Below are 23,339 nucleotides of genomic sequence, written 5' to 3'. Positions count from 1 at the left end.
GGTGCGCGTGACACACGGTGGCCTGTCGGGTACCCGCCACGATGGCTACCCTGACCCCCGGGACGACGACCGGGAGGAGCACGCACGTGGCCGAGAGCATGGTCTGGGGCAAGCCGAAGCTGGATCTCAGCGGGGCGGACTGGCAGTCGGGCAGTCGAGGGGTGGGTGAGGTCCAGATCGCCTTCGTGGAGGGGTTCATCGCGATGCGCAACAGCGCGCGTCCCGACAGCACCTCCCTCGTCTTCGCCCCGGACGAGTGGCGCAAGTTCGTGGTGGAGGCCGGGGGAGACGACTTCGACCTGTCGTAGCCGGCGCACCCGCTCCCCGGCCGGACCCGTGCGGCGCCCGCGCCGCCGCCGCGGCCGGGGACCGCACGGTGCCCGGCGCCGAAACCGTTGCCCGGCGCGGGTCGATCGGGCAGGGTGGGGTCATGACGACCGACTGCCGAAAGGCCGATGCCGCGTAGACGGCCCGGCGCGCTGCGCGCCGAACGGGGAACGTACGACGGGCGCCGCCCGCCCGCCTGGGCGAGGGACCTGCCGCCCGTGGACCGGCTGCCGCCCGAGGCGAGCGCGTACGTCCACTGGGTGGGCCGCGACGAGGCGCGGCGGACCGTGGACCTGCTGTACCGCTACCGCGCCTTCCTGGGCACCCCCGGGGGTCGGCTCCTGCTCACCCCCTCCGAGTGCCCGGCGTGCCCGGGGTGCGCCCTCGACGACGTCGCCGTGGTCCGGGACGAACTGGGCGGCCTCCACCACTCCCTCCCGCCCCGGGCCGCCACCGCGCTGGGTCGCGTACTGCGCCCCCTGGACGCGGAGTTCCGACGCAGGACCCTGCCCGATCCCGCTCCGCCACCGGACGACCGGCCCGAACGTCAGGGCCTTCGCGACCGGCGGCCCTGGTGGCGCCGCAGGGCCTACGACGACATGTGATCCGGGGCGGCCGGAGCCGCCGGGCGGTCGAAGCGCAGGCGCAGCAGGACCGGCCACCACGCCGCGAGGACCAACAGCCACACCAGCGGCCCGGGCCGCACCTCACGGGCGAGCCCGCCCACCGCCACCACCAGGGCCACGGGCGGGCCCGCCCACAGCAGGGCCCGCCCCGCACCGCGCCCGGAGCACACCAGCGCCACCCCCGCGACCAGCAGGAACACCGCCAGCCCCGCGCAGAGCAGCCACCGCACCCGCTCCGGCACCGCCTCGTCGGCGTGGGCCACGCAGTCCCCGAGGGCCGCCGCCATCGCCGCCACCGAGCCCGCCACGAAGCTGTGCAGGGGGAGCGAGAGCCGGGTCGGCAGGGTGTTCTCGCGCAGCAGCGGCACCCCGCCCGACCCGTGCCGCAGGGACAGTTCCCACAGCAGGATCAGCAGGACGAAGGAGCCCGCGCCCGCCCCGTACAGCGCGCGGTCCCAGGGGATGTCGGAGGCCGCGGACACCACCTGCGCGATCCCCTCGCCCAGCACGATCAGCACGAACAGGCCGAGGCGCTCGCCGAGATGGGCGGGGTCCGTGTAGGCCGCCCGCAGGCGGACCGCGCGGCCGGCCCCGCGACCCCGCGCGGCCGTCTGCGCGTACTCCTCGTCGACCCGCGCCGTCAGCCTCTTCGAGGACACCGAGAACATCACCGCGAGGTCGACGGCCAGCCCCAGCGCCCACAGGGCGTAACGGGCCGCGCCGTCGAACCACATCGACACGATCCACGGGGTCAGCCCGAATCCCATCTGCGTGATCGGCAGGTCGGCCACGTACTCCCGGCGCCGCCCCCACGCCTTCCCGGCCACCGAGCGCACCAGGACGTAGGCGAGGGCGAACGCGCCCGCCTGGGTCCCCTCCCGTACGCCGTGCACCGCGGCCGCCATCACCGCCAGCCCGAACATCCCGGCCAGCAGGGTCCACACGCGGGCCTCGTCACCGCTGACGTTCCCGTAGACCGTGAAGAGCATCCAGCCCGTCCAGAACGCCACGAACATCACGACGTACAGACCGAGATCGGGCCACGAAGGACCACCGTGCAACAGGTGTGCCAGCTGCGCGACCCCGGCCACCGCCGTCAGGTCGAAGAACAGCTCCAGCCAGGAGGCGTGCCGCTCGCCCGGCTCGGCGTCCGCCGGGGCCACCGCCGGATCCGTGGAATCGGTCATATCGGGATGATAGGTAGGGTGTGGGCATGAGCGGAGAGAGCGACCTGCGGAAACTGCTGAGCGGCATGCGCCCGGAGCTGAACGAGGGGCGGTACGTCTTCTGCACCCTCCCCGTCGACGCGGAGCCCCCGACCGGCCTCGCCCCCGTGGCCACCGTCCGCGAGGCCGAGGGGCTGACCCTGGTCCTGCGTCAGGAGGAAGCGGACGCGGCCGGACTGTCGTACTCCTACACGGCCGGCTGGATCACCCTGCGGATCCACTCCGCCCTCGACGCGGTCGGCCTCACCGGAGCCTTCGCCGCCGCGCTCGCCGCGCACGGCCTCAGCTGCAACGTGATCGCCGGATACCACCACGACCACCTCTTCGTGGCCGCCGACCGGGCCGCCGAGGCCGTCTCCGTCCTGGAGGAATTGGCCACACGTTCGGCGGAATAGCGAAATCCGAAAAAGATTCCGATCTTTCCCGACCGGAGTCCTTCCCCGGCGCATACGCGGGCGTACGCTGAGGCCCCGAACCGGCCTGGGGGGTACCAGCCATGACGGACCGCCGGAGCCGCACACGGCGCACGCTCTTCGAACGCGAATCGGAACTCGTCACGGTCGACGAGGCCCTGGAACGGCTCACCGATCCCGGACCCGACGCGGGGGGCGGCCTGCTCGCCCTCTCCGGCCCGGCCGGACTCGGCAAGACCACGCTCCTCGCCGAGGTGCGCCGCCGCGCGCTCGCCCGCTCCTGCACCCTCCTCGCCGCACGCGGAGGCGAACAGGAACAGGCCCAGCCCTTCCACGTGGCCCGCCAACTCATCCAACCCCAGCTCGCCGGACGCCCCGAGAGCGAACTGCGCGAGACCCTCGGCAGCTGGTTCGCCATCGTCGGACCCGCCCTCGGCCTCTGCGCCCCCGGCCAAGGCGCCCCGCCCGACCCCCAGGGCCTGCGCGACGGACTCGACTGGGTGCTCACCCACCTCACCGTCCAGCGGCCCCCCGTCGTCCTCGTCCTCGACGACGCCCACTGGGGCGACCCCGAATCCCTCGAATGGCTCGCCGCCTTCGCCCCGCGCGCCGAACACCTCGCGCTGCTCATCGTCGTCGCCTACCGCCCCGACGAACTGCCCGCGCACGCCGAGTCCTTCCGGACCCTGCCCGGCCGGGCCGGACAGCGCCCCCTGAGCCTGGCCCCGCTCAGCGCCGACGCCGTCTCCACCCTGGTCCGCGAGGCCGTCGGCGACCACGCCGAGGACGCCTTCTGCCAGGAGGCCTGGGCCGTCACCACCGGCAACCCCTTCGAAGCCGTCGAACTCAGCGCCCGGGTCCGCGCCAAGGGGCTCGACCCCACCTCGGCCAGCGCACCGCTGCTGCGCGACCTCGCCGCCGCCCAGCGCGGCGACGGCCTCGTCGCCCGCCTGCACAGCCTCGGCCCCTCCACCGTCCGCTTCGCCTGGGCCTGCTCCGTCCTCGGCACCGCCGTCCCGCGCGAGATAGCGGCCCGCGTCGCCGGCCTCGGCGCCGAGGAGGCCACCGACGCCACCGGACGCCTGCGCGACGCCCGCATCCTGTCCACCCCGGCCGAAGGGGACGCGGGCGGACTGGACTTCGTCCACCCCCTCATCGCCACCTCCCTCTACCGGGCCATCCCCGACGCCCTGCGCGTCGCCCTCCACGGCAAGACCGCACAGGCCGTCGTCGACGCCGGACTCGGACCCTCCGCCGCCGCCCGACACCTCATGGAGACCCAGCCCGAGAACGACCCCTGGGTGGTCCGCGTCCTGCGCCAGGCCGCCGCCGAGAACCTCCGCGCCGGCGCCCCCGAGGCCGCCCGCAGACAACTCGCCCGAGCCCTCCAGGAACCCCCGGACTTCGACGAACGCGCCGCCGTCCTCTACGAACTGGGCTGCGCCTCCCTCCTCACCGAACCCGCCAACACCGTCAACCACCTGACCGCCGCCCTCGACGAACCCATCGAGGACGACGCCCTGCGCCAGGGCATCGTCATCCGCCTCGCCCAGGTCCTCTCCCACAGCGACCACCTCGCCGAGGCCTCCTCGCTCCTCGCCGCCGAGATCCCGCACACCCAGGACGCCCGCGCCCGACTGCGCCTGCAGTCCGAACAGTTCATGTGGGACGCCTTCAACGCCGCCGAACCCGACTCCCCGGCCCGCTCCCGCCGCCTCGCCAAACTCGCCGACCACCTCACCGGCCGCGACCTCACCGAGCGCTACGTCATCGGACTGCGGGCCTGGGACGCCTGCCTGCGCGGCGAGCCCGTCGAGATCGTCCTCCACCACGCCGACCGGGTCCTGCGGACTCCGTTCAGCTGGGCCTACGCCGACCGGGGCTTCGAAGTCCCCGTCCTCGTCGCCATGGTCCACATGTACGCCGACCGGCCCGGCCGCGCCGAGGAACTCTTCGAGGCCGGCACCGCCGAGTTCGAACGCCAGGGCTGGCACGGCGCCCACCTCTCCTTCGCCTACAGCCTGCGCGCCTACATCCGCTACCGGCGCGGGCGTCTGGTCGAAGCCGAGGAACTCGCCCGCGCCGGCCTGCGCCTCGCCGAGCGCGTGGGACGCCGTACGCCCGTGCACTGGTACGCCATCGCCATCCTCGTCACCACCCTGATCGCGCGCGGCCGGGTCGACGAGGCCTGGGCGCTGGCCCGTGAGCACGAGTACGGGGAGCCCTTCCCCGCCGCCGTCGTCTTCCCCGACTCCCAGACCGTCTACGCCGAACTGCTCCTCGCCCTCGGGGACCGCAAGGCCGCCGCCGCCGAACTGGAGGCCGTCGACCGCCGGCTCACCCCGCGCGGGATTCAGAACCCCGCCTGGTGCCCCTGGCGCCTCCACCTGGCCCGCGCCGTCGCCCCCGACGACCCGGTCCGCGCCCGGAACCTGGCCGGCGAGGCCGTCCGCAGGGCCCGCGCCTTCGGTGCGCCCTCCGCCGTCGGACAGGCCCTGCGGGTCGCCGCCGAGGTGGCCCCGCCCGAGGACCGCGTCCCCCTGCTCACCGAGGCCGTCGCCCTGCTGGAGACCTCCCCGGCCGCCTACGAACTCGCCGGCGCGCTCGCCGCCCTCGGCCGGGAACTGCGCGACCCCGACGTCCTCACCCGGGCCCTGCTGACCAGCCGTGCGTGCGGGGCCGTCGGCCTCACCGCGAGCCTGACCGACCTGCTCCTCGAACTCGGCGGCGCCCTGCCCTACGGATCCGATCCGGAGGACGAGCCGACCCCGGAGGAACTCCGCGCCGGCGAGGACTCCGTACGCGGTGACACCGAACCGGCGGGACCCGAACTGGCCGCGCTCTGCCGCAAGCTCGGTACGGACCCCTCGGGCCTGTCCGACGCCCTGGCGGCGTTCGCCCGCGGTGCGAGCCGAGCGGGCGCGGGGACGGGATCGGGCCGTCAGCCCATCGGGCCGCGGTAGCCGAGCGCGTCGCCGATGCGCCCCGCGACGTCGTCGCGGCGGACCCCGCCGGGCTTGCCGCCGGTCAACCAGGAGCGGCACTTGTCGCCGAGCATCAGACCGAAGCTCTCCGCCTCGATCTCCTGGACGTCGCCGTAGTGCGAGCGCGCCGCGACACTGGCGTACGTCAGGTCCGACGCGTCCGGCAGCGAACGGGCGGCGGCCGCCGCGCCGGCGCCGTGCGCGGTGCAGTGGCCGGCCTTCATGTGCCACAGCTCGTGCCCGAGGATCACCAACTGGTGGTCCGGCGTCGTGTACTTCTCCACCACGACGATGTCGTAGTCCTCCATCTTCAACCACAGCCCGGACGTGGTCAGTTCGGTGGGGAACCGCTCGAACCGCAGCAGGATCGGGCGACCGCCGCGGCTGCGGCTCATGGCGTCGCAGAGGGCGCGGAAGAGGACCTGCGGGTCGGCCGGGACGTCCAGGTCCAGCGAGGAGGTCAGTGCGGCGCACAGCTTGCGCATCGAACGGGAGGTGTTCACCGGACCACCTCCGCGGACAGCATCCCGGTGATCATGCCGAGGAGGAGGGTCTCCTGGGTCCGCGTGAGCGGCCGGCCCCGGGTGGAGAGGGAGAGCAGGCCGTACCGGTCCACGAGGCAGGCCATCGGATCGTCGCCGGCCATCAGATCGTCCGATCCGTTCTCAAGGGAGTGGAGGGTGGGGCGCGGGGTCATCTCGTGCACGTCCAGTTGCCTCTCCTCGGCGAGCGCCCGTATCCGGGCGGGTGTCGTGGCGAGGGACAGGACAGACTCGGTCATCCGTCTGTGCTCCCATTGCTCCGAAGGGCCGATCCGTCCGCGCACCCGGAGTGACCGTAGACCCCCGGGCGCCATGGTCCACGGCACCGGTTCGATCGTTGACGAATCGAAAACGATCGAATGACGGTGGAGGGACGAACAGCAAGATACAGCCAGGACGGCGGGCGATGGCGGGAAAAGGGGGCCCTTCCCGGCCCCCGTGAGCGCCCGCGCGCCGGTCCCGCGCAGGCCACCGGCCCGGACCGCCACACGGGTAAGGAGTACCCCGTGTGGAAGCCCCATACCCGCAGGTCCGCGATCTTCGGGCGCGGTCCGTGGGGGGAGGCCCCCGCGCGGGGCCCCGGCGCCGGAAAACCCGCGCGGCCACGTACCATGGCGACATGTCCTTCCTCCGCCGCCACCGCGCCGCCACCCCCGCCGGCCCGGACTTCGACGTCCTGGCCATGGACCCGGGGGACTGGCCGGGCAACCTCGGGGCCGGGCTCCTGCCCGCCGCCGACGGCAGCTGCCAGGGTGTGTTCCTCCGCTACGACCTCTTCGGCGGACGCGGCCCCGCGATGATCATCGGCAACCTCCCCGAGGGATCCCCGGCCCGGGACCTCTCCGAGGGCGAGGTCCCCTTCGAGGTGGCGCAGCTCCTCGCCGCCCTGGAGAACGAGGAGGAGGTCGAGGTCACCGGTTCGGAGGACTGCCCCGTCATGCAGGGCGACAACCTCCTCATCGTGCGCAAGGTCAAGCTCTCCGAGGGCCGGATCTCCTGCGTCCAGTTCGACCGCAGCGACAACGTCCTCGTGACCATCGCGAGCTGGGACCGTCCCATCACGGACGACCTCTACGCACTGCTGAAGCCGCTCCCGGCCGAACTCTTCCAGCAGGGCTGAAGGAGCCGGCCGGGAGCGTGCACCGGCCCGCGTCCACGGGCCGGCCAGGGCCTACGCGTCCGCGATGTCGTTGGCCGCCACGTAGCCGAAGGTCATCGCGGGTCCGATCGTCGATCCGGCCCCCGCGTAGCTGTGCCCCATCACCGCCGCGCTCGCGTTGCCCGCCGCCCACAGCCCCGGGATCACCGATCCGTCGGCCCGCAGCGCGCGCGCCCGCGCGTCGGTGACGATCCCGCCCTTGGTGCCCAGGTCGCCCGGCACGATCTTGAAGGCGTAGAACGGCGGCACCCACACCGGCGCCAGGCAGGAGTTCGGCCGCACCGCCGGGTCCGTGTAGTAGTGGTCGTAGGCCGTGTCCCCCCGGTGGAAGTCCGGGTCGGCGCCGTTCCACGCCTGGGCGTTGAACCGGTTGAGGGTCGAGCGCAGGGCGCCCGCCGGAACGCCGATCTGGTTCGCGAGGGAGTCCCAGGTCCACGCCTTCTTCGCCGCGCCCGCGTCGTACCAGGCGTCGGGGAAGGGGAGCGTCGGCAGGATGTCCTTGAACAGGTACCGGTTGCGGTAGTTCTGGTCCACGATCAGCCAGGCCGGGATGTGCGAGCCCGTCGTCCCGCGGTCCTTCTCGTACATCACGTGCACCACGTCGCTGTACGGGGCGGCCTCGTTCACGAACCGGGCCCCCGCGCGGTTGACGACCAGGCCGCCCGGCAGGGTGCGTTCCGCGAGGCAGAAGTACGGCTCCCCGGGCAGCGGGATCGTCGGACCCCACCAGGAGTCCTCCATCAACGCCGTCGCCGCGCCGGCCCGTTGGCCCGCCCGGATGCCGTCGCCGGTGTTCTCCTTCGCGCCGACCGACCACTCGGTGCCGATCGGCTGCTGTTGGTACTGCGCCCGCATCTGCGCGTTGTGCTCGAAGCCGCCGGAGCCGATCACCACCCCCTTGCGGGCCCGGACCACGCCCCGTACGCCTTCCTTCTCCACGACGACCCCCGTCACGGCGCCGCCCGCCCCGCCCTCCTGCACCAGGTCGACCAGGGGGCTGTTCAGCCAGAGGGGGACCCCCGCCCGCAGCAGTCCGGCCCGCAGCCCGGTGGCCAGTGCCTGGCCCATGGTCAGCGGTTTCTCCCCGCGCAGGGCGGCCGCTGCTCCGCGCGCCAGGCACTCGGTCGACACCGCCAGGCCCTTGGCGCTGACCGCCGCCAGGTTCAGCCACTTGTAGTCCTGGCTGAACACCACCATCCCGGCCGGCACCGGCATGTACGCGGGGTTCAGGCGCGCCAGCTCGGCGCCCAGGACGTTCCCGTCGATCTGGTCCGGCTCGATGGAGCGGCCGTTCGGCAGCCCGCCCGGCAGGTTCGGGTAGTAGTCGCTGTAGCCGTCCATGAAACGGAACTTCAGCGGGCTGTTCGCCATCACGAAGTCCAGCATCCGGGGCCCGTTGGCGAGGAAGGCGCCCTGCCGGTCGGCGGGGACTGCGGGCCCCACCACCGCCGACAGGTACTGCGCCGCCTTCTGCGGGGTGTCCGGCACGCCCGCGCCGAGGATCACCGAGTTGTTCGGCAGCCAGATCCCGGCTCCCGAACGGGCCGCCGATCCGCCGAAGGTCGGGGCCTTCTCGACGACGAGCACGCTCAGGCCCCGCTTGGCGGCGGTCAGCGCGGCGGTCATCCCCGAGGCGCCCGAGCCGACCACGACGACGTCGTACTCGCCGAGCGTGGGCTCGGCGGCGTGCGCCACGGAGCCCGGCAGCACGGTGGCGGCGAGCGCGCCCGCCCCCGCCCCGGCCAGCACCGTACGGCGGGAGGGCAGGGCGGGACGGGTCGGTGATCTGTCCTGGTGCTCGGTCATGGGAAGGCTCCAGCGGGGTGGGGAGGGGACGGCGGCTCCAGCATTTCTGATGCTGAGTCAGAAAAGGTGTTCGGGGGATCATGTGAAGTCAAGGCACACGCACCCCGGGCCGACATTCCCCGGACCCGAAGAAACCCGTGGCCCACACACCGGGTGTGTGGGCCACGGGTTGCGCACGAGGTCCCGTACGGGCGCCCGCGGGCGCCGGATCAGCGGGTTCCCACCGCCGCGCGGACCGCCCTGCGCGCCATCCCGGCGTCGTCGTGCAGGCGGCGCAGCAGCAGACGCTGCTCCTCCCCGGAGGACAGGGCGCCGGTGGGCAGCGGCTGCGCGGGGCCGGCCGCCAGCATCGTGCGGTGCAGGGCCGTCTCGCACATCCGGATCTCCCGGGTCAGCACCAGCATCAGGTTCACCAGGAAGGCGTCCCTGGACGCCGGCCCCGCGGACTGGGCGAGCCGACTGATCTGCCCCCGCGCCGCCGGGGCGTCGCCGAGCACCGTCCACAACGTCGCCAGGTCGTAGCCCGGCAGGTACCAACCCGCGTGCTCCCAGTCCAGCAGCACCGGACCGGCCGGGGACAACAGCAGGTTCGACAGCAACGCGTCACCGTGGTTGAACTGCCAGGGGATCCCGGCCGGCCGCAGCCCGTGGAGCAGCTTCTGCAGGTCGCCGAAGTCCCGGTCGGTCAGCAGCCCCAGCCCGTGGTCCCGCGCGATCCGCCGCGCGTAGTCCAGCGGCTGCCCGAACAGGTCGGCCGGCGGACGCCACTGGTTCACCCGGCACACCGCGCCGAGGGCGGCCCGTACGTCCGTACGCGGCGGAGCCTCGACCGGGTGCCGCTGCAGGGCCGCGACCCGGCCGGCCATCCGCTCCACGACCAGGACGCAGTTCTCCGGGTCGGCGGCGATCAGCCGCGGCACGCGGACCGGCGGGCGGTGCCGGACGAAGGTCCGGTACGTCGCTATTTCGTGCTGGTACCGCTCGCGCCACTCGGGCGAGTGATCCAGTAAAATCTTCGCGACGGCGGTCATCCGTCCGGTGGTCCCCACCAACAGGACCGATCGGCCGCTGCGCCGCAGGACCTGTACCGGCGCGAACTCCGGACAGATCCGCTGCACCGACGCGAGCGCGGTGCGCAGTTGCGCGCCCTGCGGACCCGACAGGTCCAGTCTGCCGCTCAGCGGCTGCGATCCGGTTCCCGGCATCCGCCGCGACCGGACGCCGCTCTGCACGGGGGCCGACGGGCGGCCGGGTTCGAGGTAGGGGCCGCCGCCCGCCTGGAGCGTGCGGTGCGACCGTACGGGGGCGGACACGGAGGTCGTTGCTGCGTACATGGCGTTTACAGTTCCCTTCGTGCGCCGACGAGTTGCGTACGCCGCCCCGCCGGATCCCGTGCTTCACCCTGGGGAGTTCCGCCGGTGACCGGGTCGGGGAGGCGCATTCCTACCTGACACCCGGGGGTCCCTGGCGAACCACCGGGCGTGCCCTGGCGAACCCTGGCGAATAGTCGCTGGGCATCTGACGGGGGGCTACTGTCAACTCAGCCGAGAACCTGGGGGCTTGACGTGAGCAAAGGTCCAAACACCCGTCTGAACGACCTGTTCGGCCTGGCCGGCTGGTCCAAGGGCGAACTGGCGAGGATGGTCAACAGGCAGGCGGCCGCCATGGGTCACCCCCAGTTGGCCACCGACACCTCGCGGGTGCGGCGCTGGATCGACATGGGGGAGACCCCGCGCGAACCGGTGCCCACGGTACTGGCAGCACTGTTCACCGAGCGGCTCGGTCGTGTCGTGACCATCGAGGACCTCGGGTTCGTACGGCAGCGGCGCACCAGCAAACGGCAACCGGACGGGGCGAAGGAGAACCCGGACGGCCTTCCCTGGGCGCCCGAACGCACAGCCGCGGTCCTCACCGAATTCACGGGAATGGACCTCATGCTCAACCGTCGCGGCCTGATGGGCGCGGGAGTCGCGCTCACCGCCGGCTCAGCCCTCAGCAACGCCATGTACGACTGGCTGCACACCGACCCCGCCACCGCCAAGAACGCGCACCGCTTCGGCGACGCCCTCCAGGCCGATCCCGCCGGATACGACCGCTACGAGGCCGCGCCGATCGGCTCCCAGGAGATCGAGGCCCTGGAGCGCTCCGTCGAGGTCTTCCGCGCCTGGGACGCCTCCAGAGGCGGCGGACTCCAGCGCAAGGCCGTCGTGGGCCAACTGAACGAAGTGGGCGGGATGCTCGCCTACCACCACCCGGACCACCTGCAGCGCAGGCTGTGGGGGGTGGCGGCCAACCTGGCGGTCCTGGCGGGCTGGATGTCGCACGACGTCGGCCTCGAACCCACCGCGCAGAAGTACTTCGTCATCGCGGCCCACGCCGCCCGTGAGGGCGGGGACCGGCCGCGTGCCGGCGAGGCCCTGTCCCGAGCCGCCCGCCAGATGGTGCACCTCGGCAAGCCGAACGAGGCCCTGGACCTGATGAAACTGGCCCAGTCCGGTTCCGGCGAGCAGACCCTGCCGCGCACCCGCGCCATGCTGCACACCATCGAGGCCTGGGCGCAGGCCGCCATGGGCAAGGGCCAGGCCATGCGCCGCACGCTGGGCGAGGCCGAGGACCTGTTCGTCTCGGACAAGGGGGACGTGCCCCCGCCCTCGTGGATGCAGCACTTCGACGAGGCGGACCTGCACGGCATGCAGGCCCTGGCGTACCGGACGCTCGCCGACCACGACGCCTCGGCCGCGCCGATCGCCGCCGACCACGCCCGGGAGGCCCTGCGGCTGCGCGGCGACGGCTACCAGCGCTCGCAGATCTTCGACTACCTCTCCCTGGCCTCCGCCTGCTTCATCGCGGACGAACCGGAGCAGGCGGACCGCTACGCCCGGCTCGCCCTGGTCTCGATGAACGAGACCTCCTCGCACCGGACGTGGGACCGCCTGCGCGAGATGTACCGGCTCACGGGCCAGTACGCCGGGTACGCGCGGATCGAGGACCTCCGCGAGGAGATCGAGCTGGCCCTCCCGGACACCCCGGCGCAGCGCGTGGGCCGGGGCTCGGAGGTCTAGGGAAGCAGGGGGGCAAGGTGCGGCGGCAACGGAGAAGGGCCGCGCCATACGGCGCGGCCCCGAGTTCCGTACGAGGCCCGGTCGGCGCCTTCGGCCGGCTTCGGCTAGAAACCGATCCGGGCCACCAGTACACAGGCGTCGTCCTCGCGACCGCCCTCGCCGAACTCCTCGGTCACCATCCGCACGCAGTCCCGCGCCGAGCGCGCCGCGGAGAACCGAGGGGCGAGCGCGAGCAACCGCTCGGTCCCGTCCGTCCGTCCGAACTCGATGCTGCGCGGTGTCAGTCCATCGGTGTGCAGGACGAGTACGTCGCCCTCTTCGAGGAGTTCCTCGGCCTGCCCGTACACCGCGCCGGAGGTCGCGCCCAACAGCACGCCCTCCGGGGGCTGGAGCGCCCGGCCCTGGCCCCGGCGGAACAGCAGCGGGGCGGGGTGGCCGGCCTGGGCCCAGGAGAGGGTGCGGCGGGCGGGATCGTAGCGGCAGCAGACGGCCGAGCCGAGTGCCGGTTGGACGGAGGTCTCCAGCAGTTGGTTGAGCCAGCCCATCAGCGGGCCCGGTTCGATCCCGGCCATGGCCATCCCGCGCAGGGCGCCGAGCATCATCGCCATCCCGGAGGTGGCGCTCACCCCGTGTCCGGTGAGGTCACCGACCGTCAGGAGTGAGCGCCCGTCCGGGAGTTCGAGGGCGTCGTACCAGTCGCCGCCGATCAGGGCGCTGGTGGAGGAGGGCAGGTAGTGGGCGGCCACGTCCATGGTGCCGGAGCTGTCGTGCGGGAACCGCAGGGAGCCGCGCCACGGGGGGAGCACCGCTTCCTGGAGTTCGACCGCCAGCCGGTGTTCGGTCTGCGCGATCTCCCGCCGGCGCTGGAGCGAGTCCCGGGACTCGCGCACCGCCCGCTGGCTGCGGCGCAGTTCGCTCACGTCCCGCAACACCGCCCACATGGAGGCCGTGCAGCCGTCGGGGTCGAGGACGGGTTCGCCCCTCATATGGAGCGTCCGGACGCGTCCGTCGGCGCGGACGATGCGGAACTCGCCGTCTATCGGCCTGCCGTCGACCAGGCAGTCGGTGACCATCGTGGTCAGCAGCGGCTGGTCCTCGGAGAAGAGGGTGGAGCCCAGTTCGTCGAGGGGCAGGGCGCCGGCCTCGGGGGCCCTGCCGAAGATCTGGAACAGCTCCTCGGACCAGGTGACCTCGTCGGTGAGGAGGTTCCACTCGGCGCTGCCGACCCGCGTCTGGCGGTCCTCGGCCGTGGCCTCCGGCGGCGCCCCGTAGGGCGGCCCGGCGGGTCCGGTGGGTTCGGGGGCGGGCGGGAGCCCCTCCTTGAGCTGGCCGAGGTGCTGGCCGATGTCGTCCAGGTGGTGCACGGCGAGATCGCACAGCGCGCGCTGCCAGCGGCCCTGGGCGTCGTCGTCGTCCACGACGGTGTCGCGGCGCACCGCGTCCACCTCGCCCCGCAGCCTGCGCGTCTGCGAGATCAGCGCATCCACCGACCCGGGCTCCGGCGGTTGCGCGGGACGGTCCGCGTACAGGTGGGACGGCATGAGAACTCCGATACAGGCGCGGCACGGCCAGGTCTGAAAGAAGGACCGGTAACGACTGTTGCACAGCGGGCGATGGGCTGTAAGGCGTTTGGCAACATCCGTAACGGTCTTGCGTCGGGCATATGCCCGAGGCCTCCCGTGCCGCGTCATCGGCGTACGAACGAATCCGGTCAGCCGGGACGGCGCCCGACCGACCGGATGGCCGGCGGCCTCAGACGATCACCGGGACCGGATGGATCTCGTTCGCGGGGTGACCCGTCCGCTCGTGGATCCGCCGCACCGCGTCGGCGGAGGGCCCCGACGACAGGCAGTACACCGTGCCCGATTCGGGATCGGCCCAGGCCCGCTCGAAGTGCACGCCCTCTTCGCCTTCGATCGCCAGGTCAGCCTGGTGAGCGGCGAGCAACTGCTCGGCGGTGATGCCCTTCATGTCCGTGTGGACATCCATGAAGGTGGCCATGGTGGAACACCTCCTCCTTCTTTCTCTCATCGTCCGCCCGCGCGCGACTCCGGGCGACCGCTGGAAGCTCCCGCCGACCGGCCGGAAATCGGCGCTCCCGAAGAGGTGGATCGAGCGTACGGACGAGGTGTGCGAACGGCCCGCACCGTCGAGCGGGTGCGCCGTCCCGCTCGCGGCTCCCTCCGGGGTACCCCCCGAACGAAGGACCCCGTGGAGCGACCGTTACAGTCCGTCCTCCCCGAGACTTCCGCGCTCAGGCCATGATCGCTACCCTACGTGTCGGTAACGAGCCGGAGCGGCCCGCTCCCGCGGGCCCGGGGCAGGGCGGGGACACGCACCACATGACCGAACAGAGCACTGCGACCGGCCGGAGCGAGCCGGCCCGCCACAGCCGGCGTTCCTTCCTGACCCACCTCGTCGCGGCCCCCACCCTGGCCCTCGTCACCCGGGCCGGCGCCGACCTCCTCGCCCCGCAGCCCGCGCACGCCGTCATCCCGACCCTGCCGGCCATCGCCGACCTGGTGGACCTCGGCGACCTGTTCATCCTGGCCGGCGCCCCCACCTCCGCCCTGCTCGCCCTGTCCGTGGAGAGGGACGGCACGATCCGCTTCCGGCTGCCCCGCGAGGAAGTGGGCCAGGGCCTCACCACCGCCGTCGCCATGCTGGTCGCCGAGGAACTCGACGCGCCCCTGGAGACCGTCCGCGTGGAGCTGGACGACGCCCGCCCCGAACTGCTGTTCAACCAGCTCACGGGGTCGTCCAACGCGATCCGCTCCCTCTACGGGCCGGTCCGCCAGTGCGCCGCCACCGCCCGGGCCCGTCTGGTCGCGGCCGCCGCCGCCCGCTGGAACCTCTCCGCCTCCGGCCTGACCACCGCGGGCGGCGCCGTACGCGCCCCCGACGGCCGCACCGCGAGCTACGGCGACCTGTCCGCCGCGGCCGCCGCGCCCGGCCTGATCGTCCTCGGCGCCTCTCCGAAGCCGGCCGCACGACACTCCCTCGTCGGCACCCCGACCAGCCGGATCGACGCCCGCGCCATGGTCACCGGCGCCCAGCGCTACACCCTCGACCTCGACGTGCCGGGTGCCAAGCCCTGCGTGGTGCGCCGCCCGCCCAGCCTCGGCGGCACGGTCCGCGCGGTCTCCAACCTCGCCGCCGTCCGGGCGATGCCGGGAGTCCTGCACGTGGTGACCGTCCCGACCGGGGTCGCCGTCGTCGCCGAGACCTTCGGGCAGGCCCTCGACGCCAAGGCCGCCCTTCAGGTGAGCTGGGGTCCCGGCCCCGCCGACCACCTCTCCGACGCGCAGATCCGTACGAAGCTGCGCGCCGCGACCCCGCCCCTGCTCGTGCCCCCGCTGCTCACCCCGTACGTGGACGCCGAGTTCGACTTCGCCTTCGTCGGGCACGCCCCGATGGAGACCAACTCCGCCATCGCCGACGTGCGCGAGGACGGGGCCGAGATCTGGTCCGGGCTCAAGTCCCCGATCGTCGCCCGGGAGACCATCGCCGCCGAACTCGGCCTGCCGCTCGCCACGGTGCGGGTGCACGTGGTCCAGGCGGGCGGTTCCTTCGGCCGCCGGCTGTTCTTCGACGCGGCCCTGGAGGCCGCCCGGATCTCCAAGGCCTGCCGGCGTCCGGTGAAGCTGATGTGGACCCGTGTGGACGACACCCGGCACGGCCGGATGCGTCCGGCGACCCACCACCGGATCCGCGCCACCCACCTCCTCGGCGAGGTGCTCAGCTTCGAACACCGGGTCGCCGCCGTGGAGACCGACTTCCGCCACGGACTGGGCGAGATCGTCACCGCCACCGCGGCGAGCCTGCCCACCGGCATCGGCAACGCCACCCTCGCCCAGACCCTGTTCCTGACCACGGTCAAGTCCCCGTACCACTTCGGCCTCACCACGCAGGCGCTGACCGAGGTGCCCACCGGCATCCCCACGGGGTCCTGGCGCTCGGTGTACTCGGCCAACACCCGCGGCGCCGAGGAGATCGTGGTCGACGAACTCGCCGCCGCCACCGGCAAGGACCCGTACCGCTTCCGATGCACCTTCCTCAAGACCGACGCCCAGCGCGCCGTCCTGGACCGGGCCGCCACCGAGGGCGGGTGGGGCCGGGCGATGCCGGCGGGCTGCGCGCAGGGCATCGCCTTCCACGAGGAGTACAAGTCCCGTACGGCCTGCCTGGTCGAGATCGACTGCCGGGACCCGGAGCACGTCCGCGTCACCAAGGCCGTCATCGCGGTGGACGTGGGCCTGCCCGTCAACCCGCGCGGGCTGGAGGCGCAGATGATCGGCGGCCTCACCGACGCGATCTCCACGACCCTGCGGGCCGGGCTCCACCTGGACAAGGGGTTGCCGCTGGAGGGCAGTTACGGGCAGTTCCACTGGGCTCGCCAGCGCGACACCCCCCGCGAGGTACGGGTGGTGGTGCTCCCGGCGACGGGCACCGAACCCGGCGGGGCCGGCGAGCTGGGAGTCCCGGCGGCCGTCGGGGCCATCGCCAACGCCTGGGCCCGGGCCACCGGTTCGAAGCCGCGCAGCTTCCCCCTCGCCTTCGACGTCGACTTCGTTCCCTATCCGCGCTAGGGCAGCCCTAGCCCGCACCCAGGAGTACGCCGTGCCCTCGCACACCTTCACCGTCAACGGGCGGAGCGTCACCGTGGACGCGCCCGACGACCTGCCGCTCCTGTGGGTGCTCCGCGACCTGCTCGGGGTCCACGGACCGAAGTACGGCTGCGGGGTGGACGTGTGCAAGGCCTGCACCAGCCACCTCGACGGCGTGGACGTCCGCCCCTGCGTGGTCCCCGTGTCCGCGTGCGCGGGCAGGACGGTCACCACGATCGAGGGGCTCGCGGACGGGGAGCGGCTGCACCCCGTGCAGGAGGCCTGGCTCGAACAGGACGTCGCCCAGTGCGGCTTCTGCCAGCCCGGACAGATCATGGCCGCCGTGGCCCTGTTGGGGCGGACGAGCGAGCCCACGGACGAGGACATCGACGCCATCGCCAACATCTGCCGGTGCGGTACCTACTTCCGCATCCGGGAGGCCATCCGCAGCGCGGCCGCGAAGATGTGACGGCCGTCGACCGGGCCCGAGGCCGATGGCCCGGGCCCGGTCGACGGCATCGCGGGTGGTCGCGGGCGGTCGCGGGTGACGCGAGTGGTCGCGGGCGGTCCTCAGGCGAGCAGCTTCGCCTTGGCCTGTTGGAACTCCGCCTCCGTCAGCTCGCCCTTCGCCTTGAGGTCGGACAGCCTGCCCAGCTCGTCCGCGGTGCCCGTGCCGGGGCCCCGCGCGGTGTCACGGACGTAGGTGTTGAAGGCCTCCTGCTGTTCCTGCACGTGCTTGATCTCGCGCCTGCCCATGTTGCGTCCGCGGGCGATCACGTAGACCAGTACGCCGAGGAACGGGATCAGGAACAGCAGGATCAGCCAGGCCGCCTTCAACCAGCCGCTCATCTCGTGGTCGCGGAAGACGTCCACCACGATCCGGAACAACAGGATCAGCCACATCACCCAGAGGAAGATCCACATCACGGTCCAGAACGCTCCCAGGACCGGGTAGTCGTAGGCCAGGTAGACAGGAGCGTCCACGGCCGTCTCCTTCCGTCGAGGCGGCCGCCCCGCGCTGCTCGCACACGTCGACGGCCCGCCCGATCACCATCCCCCCACCCCCGCATGATCGCCACTGGGCCGGACGGGGACCCTCCGGCCGCCCGCTCGCCGTCCCGTACGCCCGGCCCCCGGCCGGGTTCCGGCGGGTTTCCCGTGGGGACACAGGCACAGAGCCTCGGGAAATCGACCGAAATGCACGAGTATGCCGGAATGAGGCGTATCAATGCGAAACGTGTGCTGGTCGGTGAACCCCTCGACACGGCGCGACTGGGCGAGACCCTGCTGCCCAAACGGCTCGCCCTGCCCATCTTCTGCAGCGACCCCCTCTCCTCGGTGGCCTACGCCACCGAGGAGATCCTGCTGATCCTCGCCCTCGGCGGCGTCGCCCTGCTCCACCTCACCTGGTACGCGGCCGCCGCCATCGTCTTCCTGCTCGTCGTCGTCATCGCCTCCTACCGGCAGACCTGCCACGCCTACCCGGGCGGCGGCGGCGCCTACATCGTCAGCTCCGTGAACCTCGGCCCGTCCGCGGCGCTCACCGCGGCCAGCGCCCTCCTCGTCGACTACGTGATGACGGTCGCCGTCTCCGTCGTGTCCGGGGTCGCCGCCGTCACCTCCGCGATCCCCTCGCTCAGCGACCACGAAGTCGTCCTGTCCGTGGCCTTCGTGGTGCTGCTGACCGTCATGAACCTGCGCGGAGTACGGGAGTCGGGACGCATCTTCGCCATCCCCACCTACGGCTTCGTCCTCGTCATCTACCTCATGTTCGCCTTCGCCGCCGTCCGCCTCGCCACCGGCGACACGATCCGGGCCGAGTCCGCGCACCTGCCCATCACCGCCGAGGGGACCTACACCGGCTTCGCCCTGGTCCTGCTCGCCATGCGCGCCTTCGCCTCCGGCTGCACCGCGCTCACCGGTGTCGAGGCCATCAGCAACGGCGTGCCCGCCTTCCAGAAGCCCAAGGCCAAGAACGCGGCGACCACCCTCGCCGCGATGGGCTTCCTCTCCGTGACCATGTTCGTCGGCATCACCGTCCTCGCCATGGCGTACAAGGTGCACGTCGCCGCCGACCCCACGGAGCTGGGCCTGGCCCCCGGTACCCCGATGTCCACCGCACTCGCCCAGATCGGCCGCGCCACCTTCGGCAGTTGGCACTTCCTCTTCTACCTGCTCCAGGCCGTCACCGCCGGGGTCCTCGTCCTCGCCGCGAACACCGCCTTCAACGGCTTTCCCATGCTGGCCTCCATCCTCGCCAAGGACCGGTACGCGCCCCGCCAGCTCTTCAACCGCGGCGACCGCCTCGTCTACTCCAACGGAGTGGTCCTGCTGGCCCTGGCCGCGATCATCCTCATCGTGGCCTTCGACGCCGAACTGACCCGCCTCATCCAGCTCTACATCATCGGCGTCTTCGTCTCCTTCACCCTCTCCCAGGCCGGCATGGTCAAGCACTGGCGCACGGAGCTGGCCTCACCCGACACACCCCGCTCCGACCGCGTCCACATCCACCGCCGACTGGCCATCAACGCGGTGGGCGCCGTCATGACCGCCGTGGTCCTGATCATCGTCCTGCTCACCAAGTTCACCCACGGGGCCTGGCTGGTCGTCATCGCGATGCCCGCGCTCTTCATCGGGATGAAGGGCGTACGCCGCCACTACGACCAGGTCGCCCGCCAAGTCGCCGTCGCCCCCGGCGTCCGACCGCGCAAGCCGACCCGCCACCACGTCGTCGTCCTCGTCGCCTCCGTGCACGCCCCCACCCTCAAGGCCCTCGGCTACGCCCAAGGGCTGCGGCCCGACACCCTGACCGCGCTCTCCGTCGCCGCAGACGAAGAGGACGCGGCCCGGTTGCGGGCCGCCTGGGCCGCGCACGACCCGGGCGTTCCCCTGAAGGTGCTCCACTCGCCCTACCGGGAAGTCGTCGGGCCGGTCCTCGCCTACGTCGAGGAGCAGGCCGCCGCCGAGGGGACCGACGTCCTGTCCGTCGTCATCCCGGAGTACGTCGTCGGCCACTGGTGGGAGCAACCCCTCCACAACCAGAACGCGTTGCGGCTCAAGGCGCGGCTGCTCTTCACCCCCGGGGTCGCGGTGATCGACGTGCCGTACCTGCTGGAATCGGCACGGAGCCAGGAGTCCCGGGAGGCCGCGGAACCGAAGGGGTAGGCCGCTGGGCCACCGCGGCGTGGGCCAGCGCCAGCTCCACCACGTGCGCCGGATCGGACAGGGCGCGTCCGGTGAGCTGCTCCAGCCGGCGCAACCGGTTGGACACCGTGTTGCGGTGGCAGTAGAGCCGCTGCGCGGCGTACGTGGTCGAGCCCCGGCAGGCCAGCCAGGTGCCCAGGGTGCTCAACAGGACCCGGGAGTCGTCGGCGGGCAGCGCCAGGATCGGCCCCAGCACCACCTCCCGCAGTCGGGCGGCGAGTTCGGGGTCGGCGGCCACCAACGCCGCCGGGAGGCCCTCGTCCAGCAGGGCGGTGGCCGGGCCGGCCGCCGCGGTCGCCGTGCGCAGGGCCAGGGCCGCCAGCCGGTGGGCCCCGGCCAGCTCGACCGGGAGGGCCACGACGGGACTGACGCCGACGCGGACCCCGAGCGGGGCGAACAGCTCGCGCAGGGACTCCAGCGGGTGGTGGCCCAGCTCGACCAGGCCGACCTCCCCGTCGGGCCGGATCCGCCACAGCAGCCGCGGGAACGGACCGACGCCCTCGGCACCCCCCGCGCCGGGGCCCCCGGCCGGGTCCCCCTCGGGTCGCGGCGCCGGGACACCGTCGGGCCCCGAGCGGCCGTCCAGGGCGACCACCGCGAAGCGGCCCCGGCCGGGCAGCCCCAGCCGACCGGCGGCCTCGGCCGCGTCCGCCTCCCCGGCCGCGCCGTCGAGCAGTACGTCCAACAGGGCGGCCCGGTGCTCCCGTTCGCGCTCGCCCCGACGGGCCTCGGCCCCCCGGTACGCCTCCGAGGCGGCGTCCGCCATCTGGTCCAGTACGTCCCACAGCAGGGTCGCCCCGGCCACCAGCCCCGGCAGCGCGGCCCGGTCGTGGGCGGTCACCGCCTCGGTCAGGCTCTGCCACAGCAGCCGCCCGCAGGACCGGTAGGTCCGCCGCAAGGAGGTGAGCGGCAGCCCCTGCTCGGCGCGCAGGGCGCCGGTGGCGTGGGGCTCGGCGAGGTCGAGGGGCAGCCCCCGTGAGCTGCGTACCAGCCCCTCGACGGCTTGGCGGAAGGTGTGGTGGATCCGCTCGCGCAGCTCGGTCCGCCCGAGCAGGGCGGCGTAGGCGGGATCCTCGGTCAGGGTCCGGTCGGTGAGCCGGTCCGCCGCGACGGCGATCCGGCGGTTCAGGTCCTCGCGTATCTCCTCGATGATCCGCTCCATGACGGGCAGCCTGACACGGGGGAGGGGTCGCTGGGGAGGGCCCGGAGGGAGTCAGGTCGGCCGGCGCGTCCCGAAACCGGCGCCAACGGCGCCCGGTTACGGCCGTCCCGGACCCGGACCGACCCGTGCCGGACTCGTCCCGTGCCGACCCGTGCCGTCCCGGACCCGTCCCGACCCGACTCGACTCGGCCCGTCCCGACCCGACCCGTGCCGTGCCGTGCCGTGCCGTCCCGGACCCGATCCGACTCGACCCGTCCCGGATCCGTCCCGACGCGCCCCACCCCCGCCCCGCCCCCGCCCCGCCCCGCCCCGCCTCCGGCCGCCGGTCGGACCCGACCCGTCAGCCCGCGTACTCGCGGATCACCAGCCGGGCCAGGGCCTCGCGGGAGGGGGCCAGCTCGGCGGCCACCGCCGCCGCGCGGGCGTCGTCGCAGGAGACCAGCGCGGCCACCGGTGCGCCCGCCGCCATGTGGCGCCGGCGCGCGTGCGTCGGGGGGTGGGTGTGGTCCACGCTGTGGCCCCGCAGGGCCGAGACCCGCCGCAGCCGCTCGTACTCCCGCTCCGGCACCGCCGCCACGCGCGCCGCCAGCCGCTCCCACAGGCCCGCTTCCGCCGCCTCGCGCACCTCCCGGCCCGTGCGGCCGCCCCCCATCCGCGCCACCACCGACTGCCGCCGCAGTTCCGCCTCGACCGCGTCCCCGACCAGGAGCCGGTCCATCAGGCCCACGGCCGCCCCGGGAGAGGCGGCCCGGACCGCGCTCGCGTCGGCCAGGTACTCGGCCCGTTGCGAGGCCCGCAGGGTCAGGCGGTCCAACAGCAGGAGCAGGCCGTAGGCGACCCACCGGGGCAGGAACGTCACCGCGTTGACGAACCGGTCGAGCAACCGCTCCGCCGGGGTCGGCGCGAGCACGTAGTGCCAGACGGCCAGGGCGTGCAGGGCGCCGCCGGTGATCCGTCCGTAGCGGATGTCGCCGTGCGCGAAGTGGCCCAACTCGTGTCCCAGCAGCGCCACCCGCTCCTGCGGCGTCAGCACCTCCCAGAAGGGCAGCCCGATGGTGAGCACCCGGCGACGGCGCACGCCGTACGTGGTCACCGACGCGTTGTACTCCGCGTTGACCAGGACGGTGTGCACCCCGGTCGTGCCGACCGCGCCCGCGACCTCGTCGACCAGCTCGAACAGGTGGGGGGCGTCGGCCCGGTGGAGCACCTGGCCGTCCTTCGGCAGCCGCACCGGCCGGGGGCGCAGCGCCGCCGCCAGGCCGAGCAGCAGGGCGCCGATCACGGGCTGCACGCCGGTGTCCCATCCCAGGAGCACCAGTGCGAGGCCGCCCACCACGAGGAGCAGCGTGACCGCGTGCACCAGGAGGGCCAGCCCGAAGGCCAACACGGCGGCCGGGTCCCGGTCCGGGCGGGCGCCCCCGGCAGCGGCCTCCTCGACCTCGGAGGCCAACTGCTCGCCGAGCTCCTGTACGAGGCGCCGTCGCGCGGCGGCGAGCCGGCCGGGCGCAGGGTCGGGCGCGGCCGGGTCCACGTTCCATCCGCACTCCGCGCACCAGTCGACGTACCGCTCCGCCACCGGGACCGCGCTTCCGCACTCCGGGCACGGTCGTGTCGCCTCCGGGGCCGTCGTGACCTCGGTCTTCTCCATGATCCCCTCCCCACCGGGCCCGTCGAGGGCGCGCGGCTCAGGAAGGATAGGAGGACCGGGCCGCGGGGGCGCCGGCAGGGGTCGGGCACGGCGCGGGCAGGGGTCGGGTGGGGAGAATGAGGCGATCTTATGCCCGGATTCAAGCGCGTCCGCTGGTTTCGTGGGGGATGAGCGACTTTGATGGTGGTTTCGGCAGGCGTCGTACGGCAGGGGGCCCCACCATGGACAACGGCCGCGAGCAGAAGGACGGCACACCCGCACCGAACTCCCCACCCGCATCCACCTCCCCACCCACGCTGATCTGTTCCGTCCAACGCGCCCTGCGCCTGGTCGAGGCCATGCACGCGGAGGGCGGGGTGACCGCCAAGCGGCTCGCACGGGTCACCGGCATCCCGTTGGCGACCGTCTACCACTTGCTGCGGACACTGAGCCACGAGGGCTACGTTGAACGGGAGGGCGGCGCGTTCCGGCTCGCGGAGGGCCTTCCGCTCGCCTCGTGATGTCCTTGGTCAAATTCCCGAGTGAACCGGTCCCCGGAATGCACTCTTGATCAAAAACGATCGCGTTCCGGCC

Annotated in this window: 19 protein-coding genes and 1 pseudogene; 10 read left to right on the top strand and 10 right to left on the bottom strand. The window is 73.2% G+C overall.

All coding sequences use genetic code 11. The annotated features are described in order from the left end of the window. The first annotated feature begins 98 nt into the window (after positions 1 to 98). Together ACIOD1_RS11795 and ACIOD1_RS11790 are read left to right on the top strand one after the other, a co-directional pair. Positions 99 to 308, top strand: coding sequence for a DUF397 domain-containing protein (locus ACIOD1_RS11795; protein WP_401902341.1), 210 nt, complete (start codon positions 99 to 101; stop codon positions 306 to 308). Positions 309 to 455: 147 nt separating this feature from the next. After that, entirely contained in the window at positions 456 to 932 is a 477-nt protein-coding gene (locus ACIOD1_RS11790; RefSeq protein ID WP_401901749.1) for a hypothetical protein, read from the top strand. On the opposite strand, the gene ACIOD1_RS11785 is transcribed toward ACIOD1_RS11790, so the two are convergent. Beyond that, positions 917 to 2,140 (bottom strand): low temperature requirement protein A, encoded by a 1,224-nt coding sequence (locus tag ACIOD1_RS11785; RefSeq protein ID WP_401901747.1) that lies wholly within the window; start codon positions 2,138 to 2,140, stop codon positions 917 to 919. The genes ACIOD1_RS11790 and ACIOD1_RS11785 overlap by 16 nt on opposite strands. Positions 2,141 to 2,166: 26 nt before the next feature. Here ACIOD1_RS11785 and ACIOD1_RS11780 point away from each other — a divergent pair, with 26 nt between their 5' ends. Both ACIOD1_RS11780 and ACIOD1_RS11775 read left to right on the top strand, forming a co-directional pair. Then, positions 2,167 to 2,574, top strand: a complete 408-nt coding sequence (locus tag ACIOD1_RS11780; RefSeq protein WP_401901746.1) for an ACT domain-containing protein — start codon at positions 2,167 to 2,169, stop codon at positions 2,572 to 2,574. A 101-nt stretch (positions 2,575 to 2,675) separates the two neighbouring features. After that, positions 2,676 to 5,555: an ATP-binding protein gene (locus ACIOD1_RS11775; RefSeq protein ID WP_401901744.1), complete on the top strand. Its 2,880-nt coding sequence runs from the start codon at positions 2,676 to 2,678 to the stop codon at positions 5,553 to 5,555. Here the strand turns inward: ACIOD1_RS11775 and ACIOD1_RS11770 are convergent. Continuing rightward, the gene (locus tag ACIOD1_RS11770) at positions 5,534 to 6,061 is read right to left on the bottom strand and encodes a toxin-antitoxin system, toxin component (RefSeq protein ID WP_365613344.1); all 528 of its coding nucleotides are present in this window, start codon (positions 6,059 to 6,061) and stop codon (positions 5,534 to 5,536) included. The two genes, ACIOD1_RS11775 and ACIOD1_RS11770, sit on opposite strands and share 22 nt — an antisense overlap. Before the next feature lie 14 nt (positions 6,062 to 6,075). Next, positions 6,076 to 6,357, bottom strand: coding sequence for a hypothetical protein (locus tag ACIOD1_RS11765; RefSeq protein ID WP_365611938.1), 282 nt, complete (start codon positions 6,355 to 6,357; stop codon positions 6,076 to 6,078). 380 nt (positions 6,358 to 6,737) lie between these two features. On the opposite strand from ACIOD1_RS11765, the gene ACIOD1_RS11760 reads away from it, so the two are divergent. Then, positions 6,738 to 7,238 carry a hypothetical protein gene (locus ACIOD1_RS11760; RefSeq protein ID WP_365611941.1) on the top strand — a complete coding sequence of 167 codons (501 nt, stop codon included), beginning with the start codon at positions 6,738 to 6,740 and terminating at the stop codon, positions 7,236 to 7,238. A 51-nt stretch (positions 7,239 to 7,289) separates the two neighbouring features. Here ACIOD1_RS11760 and kstD read toward each other — a convergent pair whose 3' ends face one another. Together kstD and ACIOD1_RS11750 are read right to left on the bottom strand one after the other, a co-directional pair. Then, positions 7,290 to 9,083: a 3-oxosteroid 1-dehydrogenase gene (gene kstD / locus ACIOD1_RS11755; RefSeq protein ID WP_401901741.1), complete on the bottom strand. Its 1,794-nt coding sequence runs from the start codon at positions 9,081 to 9,083 to the stop codon at positions 7,290 to 7,292. Between the two features lie 209 nt (positions 9,084 to 9,292). Beyond that, positions 9,293 to 10,417, bottom strand: a complete 1,125-nt coding sequence (locus ACIOD1_RS11750) for an aminoglycoside phosphotransferase family protein (RefSeq protein WP_401901740.1) — start codon at positions 10,415 to 10,417, stop codon at positions 9,293 to 9,295. A gap of 231 nt (positions 10,418 to 10,648) precedes the next feature. On the opposite strand from ACIOD1_RS11750, the gene ACIOD1_RS11745 reads away from it, so the two are divergent. Beyond that, a complete protein-coding gene (locus ACIOD1_RS11745) occupies positions 10,649 to 12,145 on the top strand; it encodes a hypothetical protein (protein WP_365611950.1) in 1,497 nt (498 codons plus the stop codon). A gap of 104 nt (positions 12,146 to 12,249) precedes the next feature. Here ACIOD1_RS11745 and ACIOD1_RS11740 read toward each other — a convergent pair whose 3' ends face one another. After that, complete coding sequence (locus tag ACIOD1_RS11740) at positions 12,250 to 13,686, bottom strand: SpoIIE family protein phosphatase (protein ID WP_365611953.1); 1,437 nt, start codon at positions 13,684 to 13,686, stop codon at positions 12,250 to 12,252. A 211-nt stretch (positions 13,687 to 13,897) separates the two neighbouring features. Continuing rightward, the gene (locus ACIOD1_RS11735; protein ID WP_365611956.1) at positions 13,898 to 14,146 is read right to left on the bottom strand and encodes an SCO4226 family nickel-binding protein; all 249 of its coding nucleotides are present in this window, start codon (positions 14,144 to 14,146) and stop codon (positions 13,898 to 13,900) included. A gap of 341 nt (positions 14,147 to 14,487) precedes the next feature. Here ACIOD1_RS11735 and ACIOD1_RS11730 point away from each other — a divergent pair, with 341 nt between their 5' ends. Together ACIOD1_RS11730 and ACIOD1_RS11725 are read left to right on the top strand one after the other, a co-directional pair. After that, positions 14,488 to 16,734, top strand: a complete 2,247-nt coding sequence (locus ACIOD1_RS11730; protein ID WP_401901738.1) for a molybdopterin cofactor-binding domain-containing protein — start codon at positions 14,488 to 14,490, stop codon at positions 16,732 to 16,734. Between the two features lie 31 nt (positions 16,735 to 16,765). Further along, the gene (locus ACIOD1_RS11725) at positions 16,766 to 17,221 is read left to right on the top strand and encodes a (2Fe-2S)-binding protein (protein ID WP_365611962.1); all 456 of its coding nucleotides are present in this window, start codon (positions 16,766 to 16,768) and stop codon (positions 17,219 to 17,221) included. A 101-nt stretch (positions 17,222 to 17,322) separates the two neighbouring features. Here the strand turns inward: ACIOD1_RS11725 and ACIOD1_RS11720 are convergent, their stop codons facing one another. After that, on the bottom strand, positions 17,323 to 17,736 hold the full coding sequence (locus ACIOD1_RS11720) for an SHOCT domain-containing protein (RefSeq protein ID WP_365611965.1): 414 nt from the start codon (positions 17,734 to 17,736) through the stop codon (positions 17,323 to 17,325). Between the two features lie 231 nt (positions 17,737 to 17,967). Between ACIOD1_RS11720 and ACIOD1_RS11715 the strand changes: the two genes are divergently transcribed. Further along, complete coding sequence (locus tag ACIOD1_RS11715; protein WP_401901736.1) at positions 17,968 to 19,917, top strand: APC family permease; 1,950 nt, start codon at positions 17,968 to 17,970, stop codon at positions 19,915 to 19,917. On the opposite strand, the gene ACIOD1_RS11710 is transcribed toward ACIOD1_RS11715, so the two are convergent. Then, on the bottom strand, positions 19,826 to 21,118 hold the full coding sequence (locus ACIOD1_RS11710; RefSeq protein WP_401901734.1) for a PucR family transcriptional regulator: 1,293 nt from the start codon (positions 21,116 to 21,118) through the stop codon (positions 19,826 to 19,828). The genes ACIOD1_RS11715 and ACIOD1_RS11710 overlap by 92 nt on opposite strands. Before the next feature lie 340 nt (positions 21,119 to 21,458). Next, positions 21,459 to 22,766, bottom strand: coding sequence for a M48 family metallopeptidase (locus ACIOD1_RS11705; RefSeq protein WP_401901732.1), 1,308 nt, complete (start codon positions 22,764 to 22,766; stop codon positions 21,459 to 21,461). A 221-nt stretch (positions 22,767 to 22,987) separates the two neighbouring features. On the opposite strand from ACIOD1_RS11705, the pseudogene ACIOD1_RS11700 reads away from it, so the two are divergent. Beyond that, a pseudogene (locus tag ACIOD1_RS11700) lies at positions 22,988 to 23,245 on the top strand (helix-turn-helix domain-containing protein); the annotation flags it as partial. Positions 23,246 to 23,339: the final 94 nt, after the last annotated feature.

It is taken from the genome of Streptomyces sp. NPDC088097, assembly GCF_044741845.1.
GTDB lineage: Bacteria > Actinomycetota > Actinomycetes > Streptomycetales > Streptomycetaceae > Streptomyces.
The sequence above is the reverse complement of the archived record's forward strand: the minus strand, read 5'-3'. Positions and strand labels throughout refer to the sequence as shown.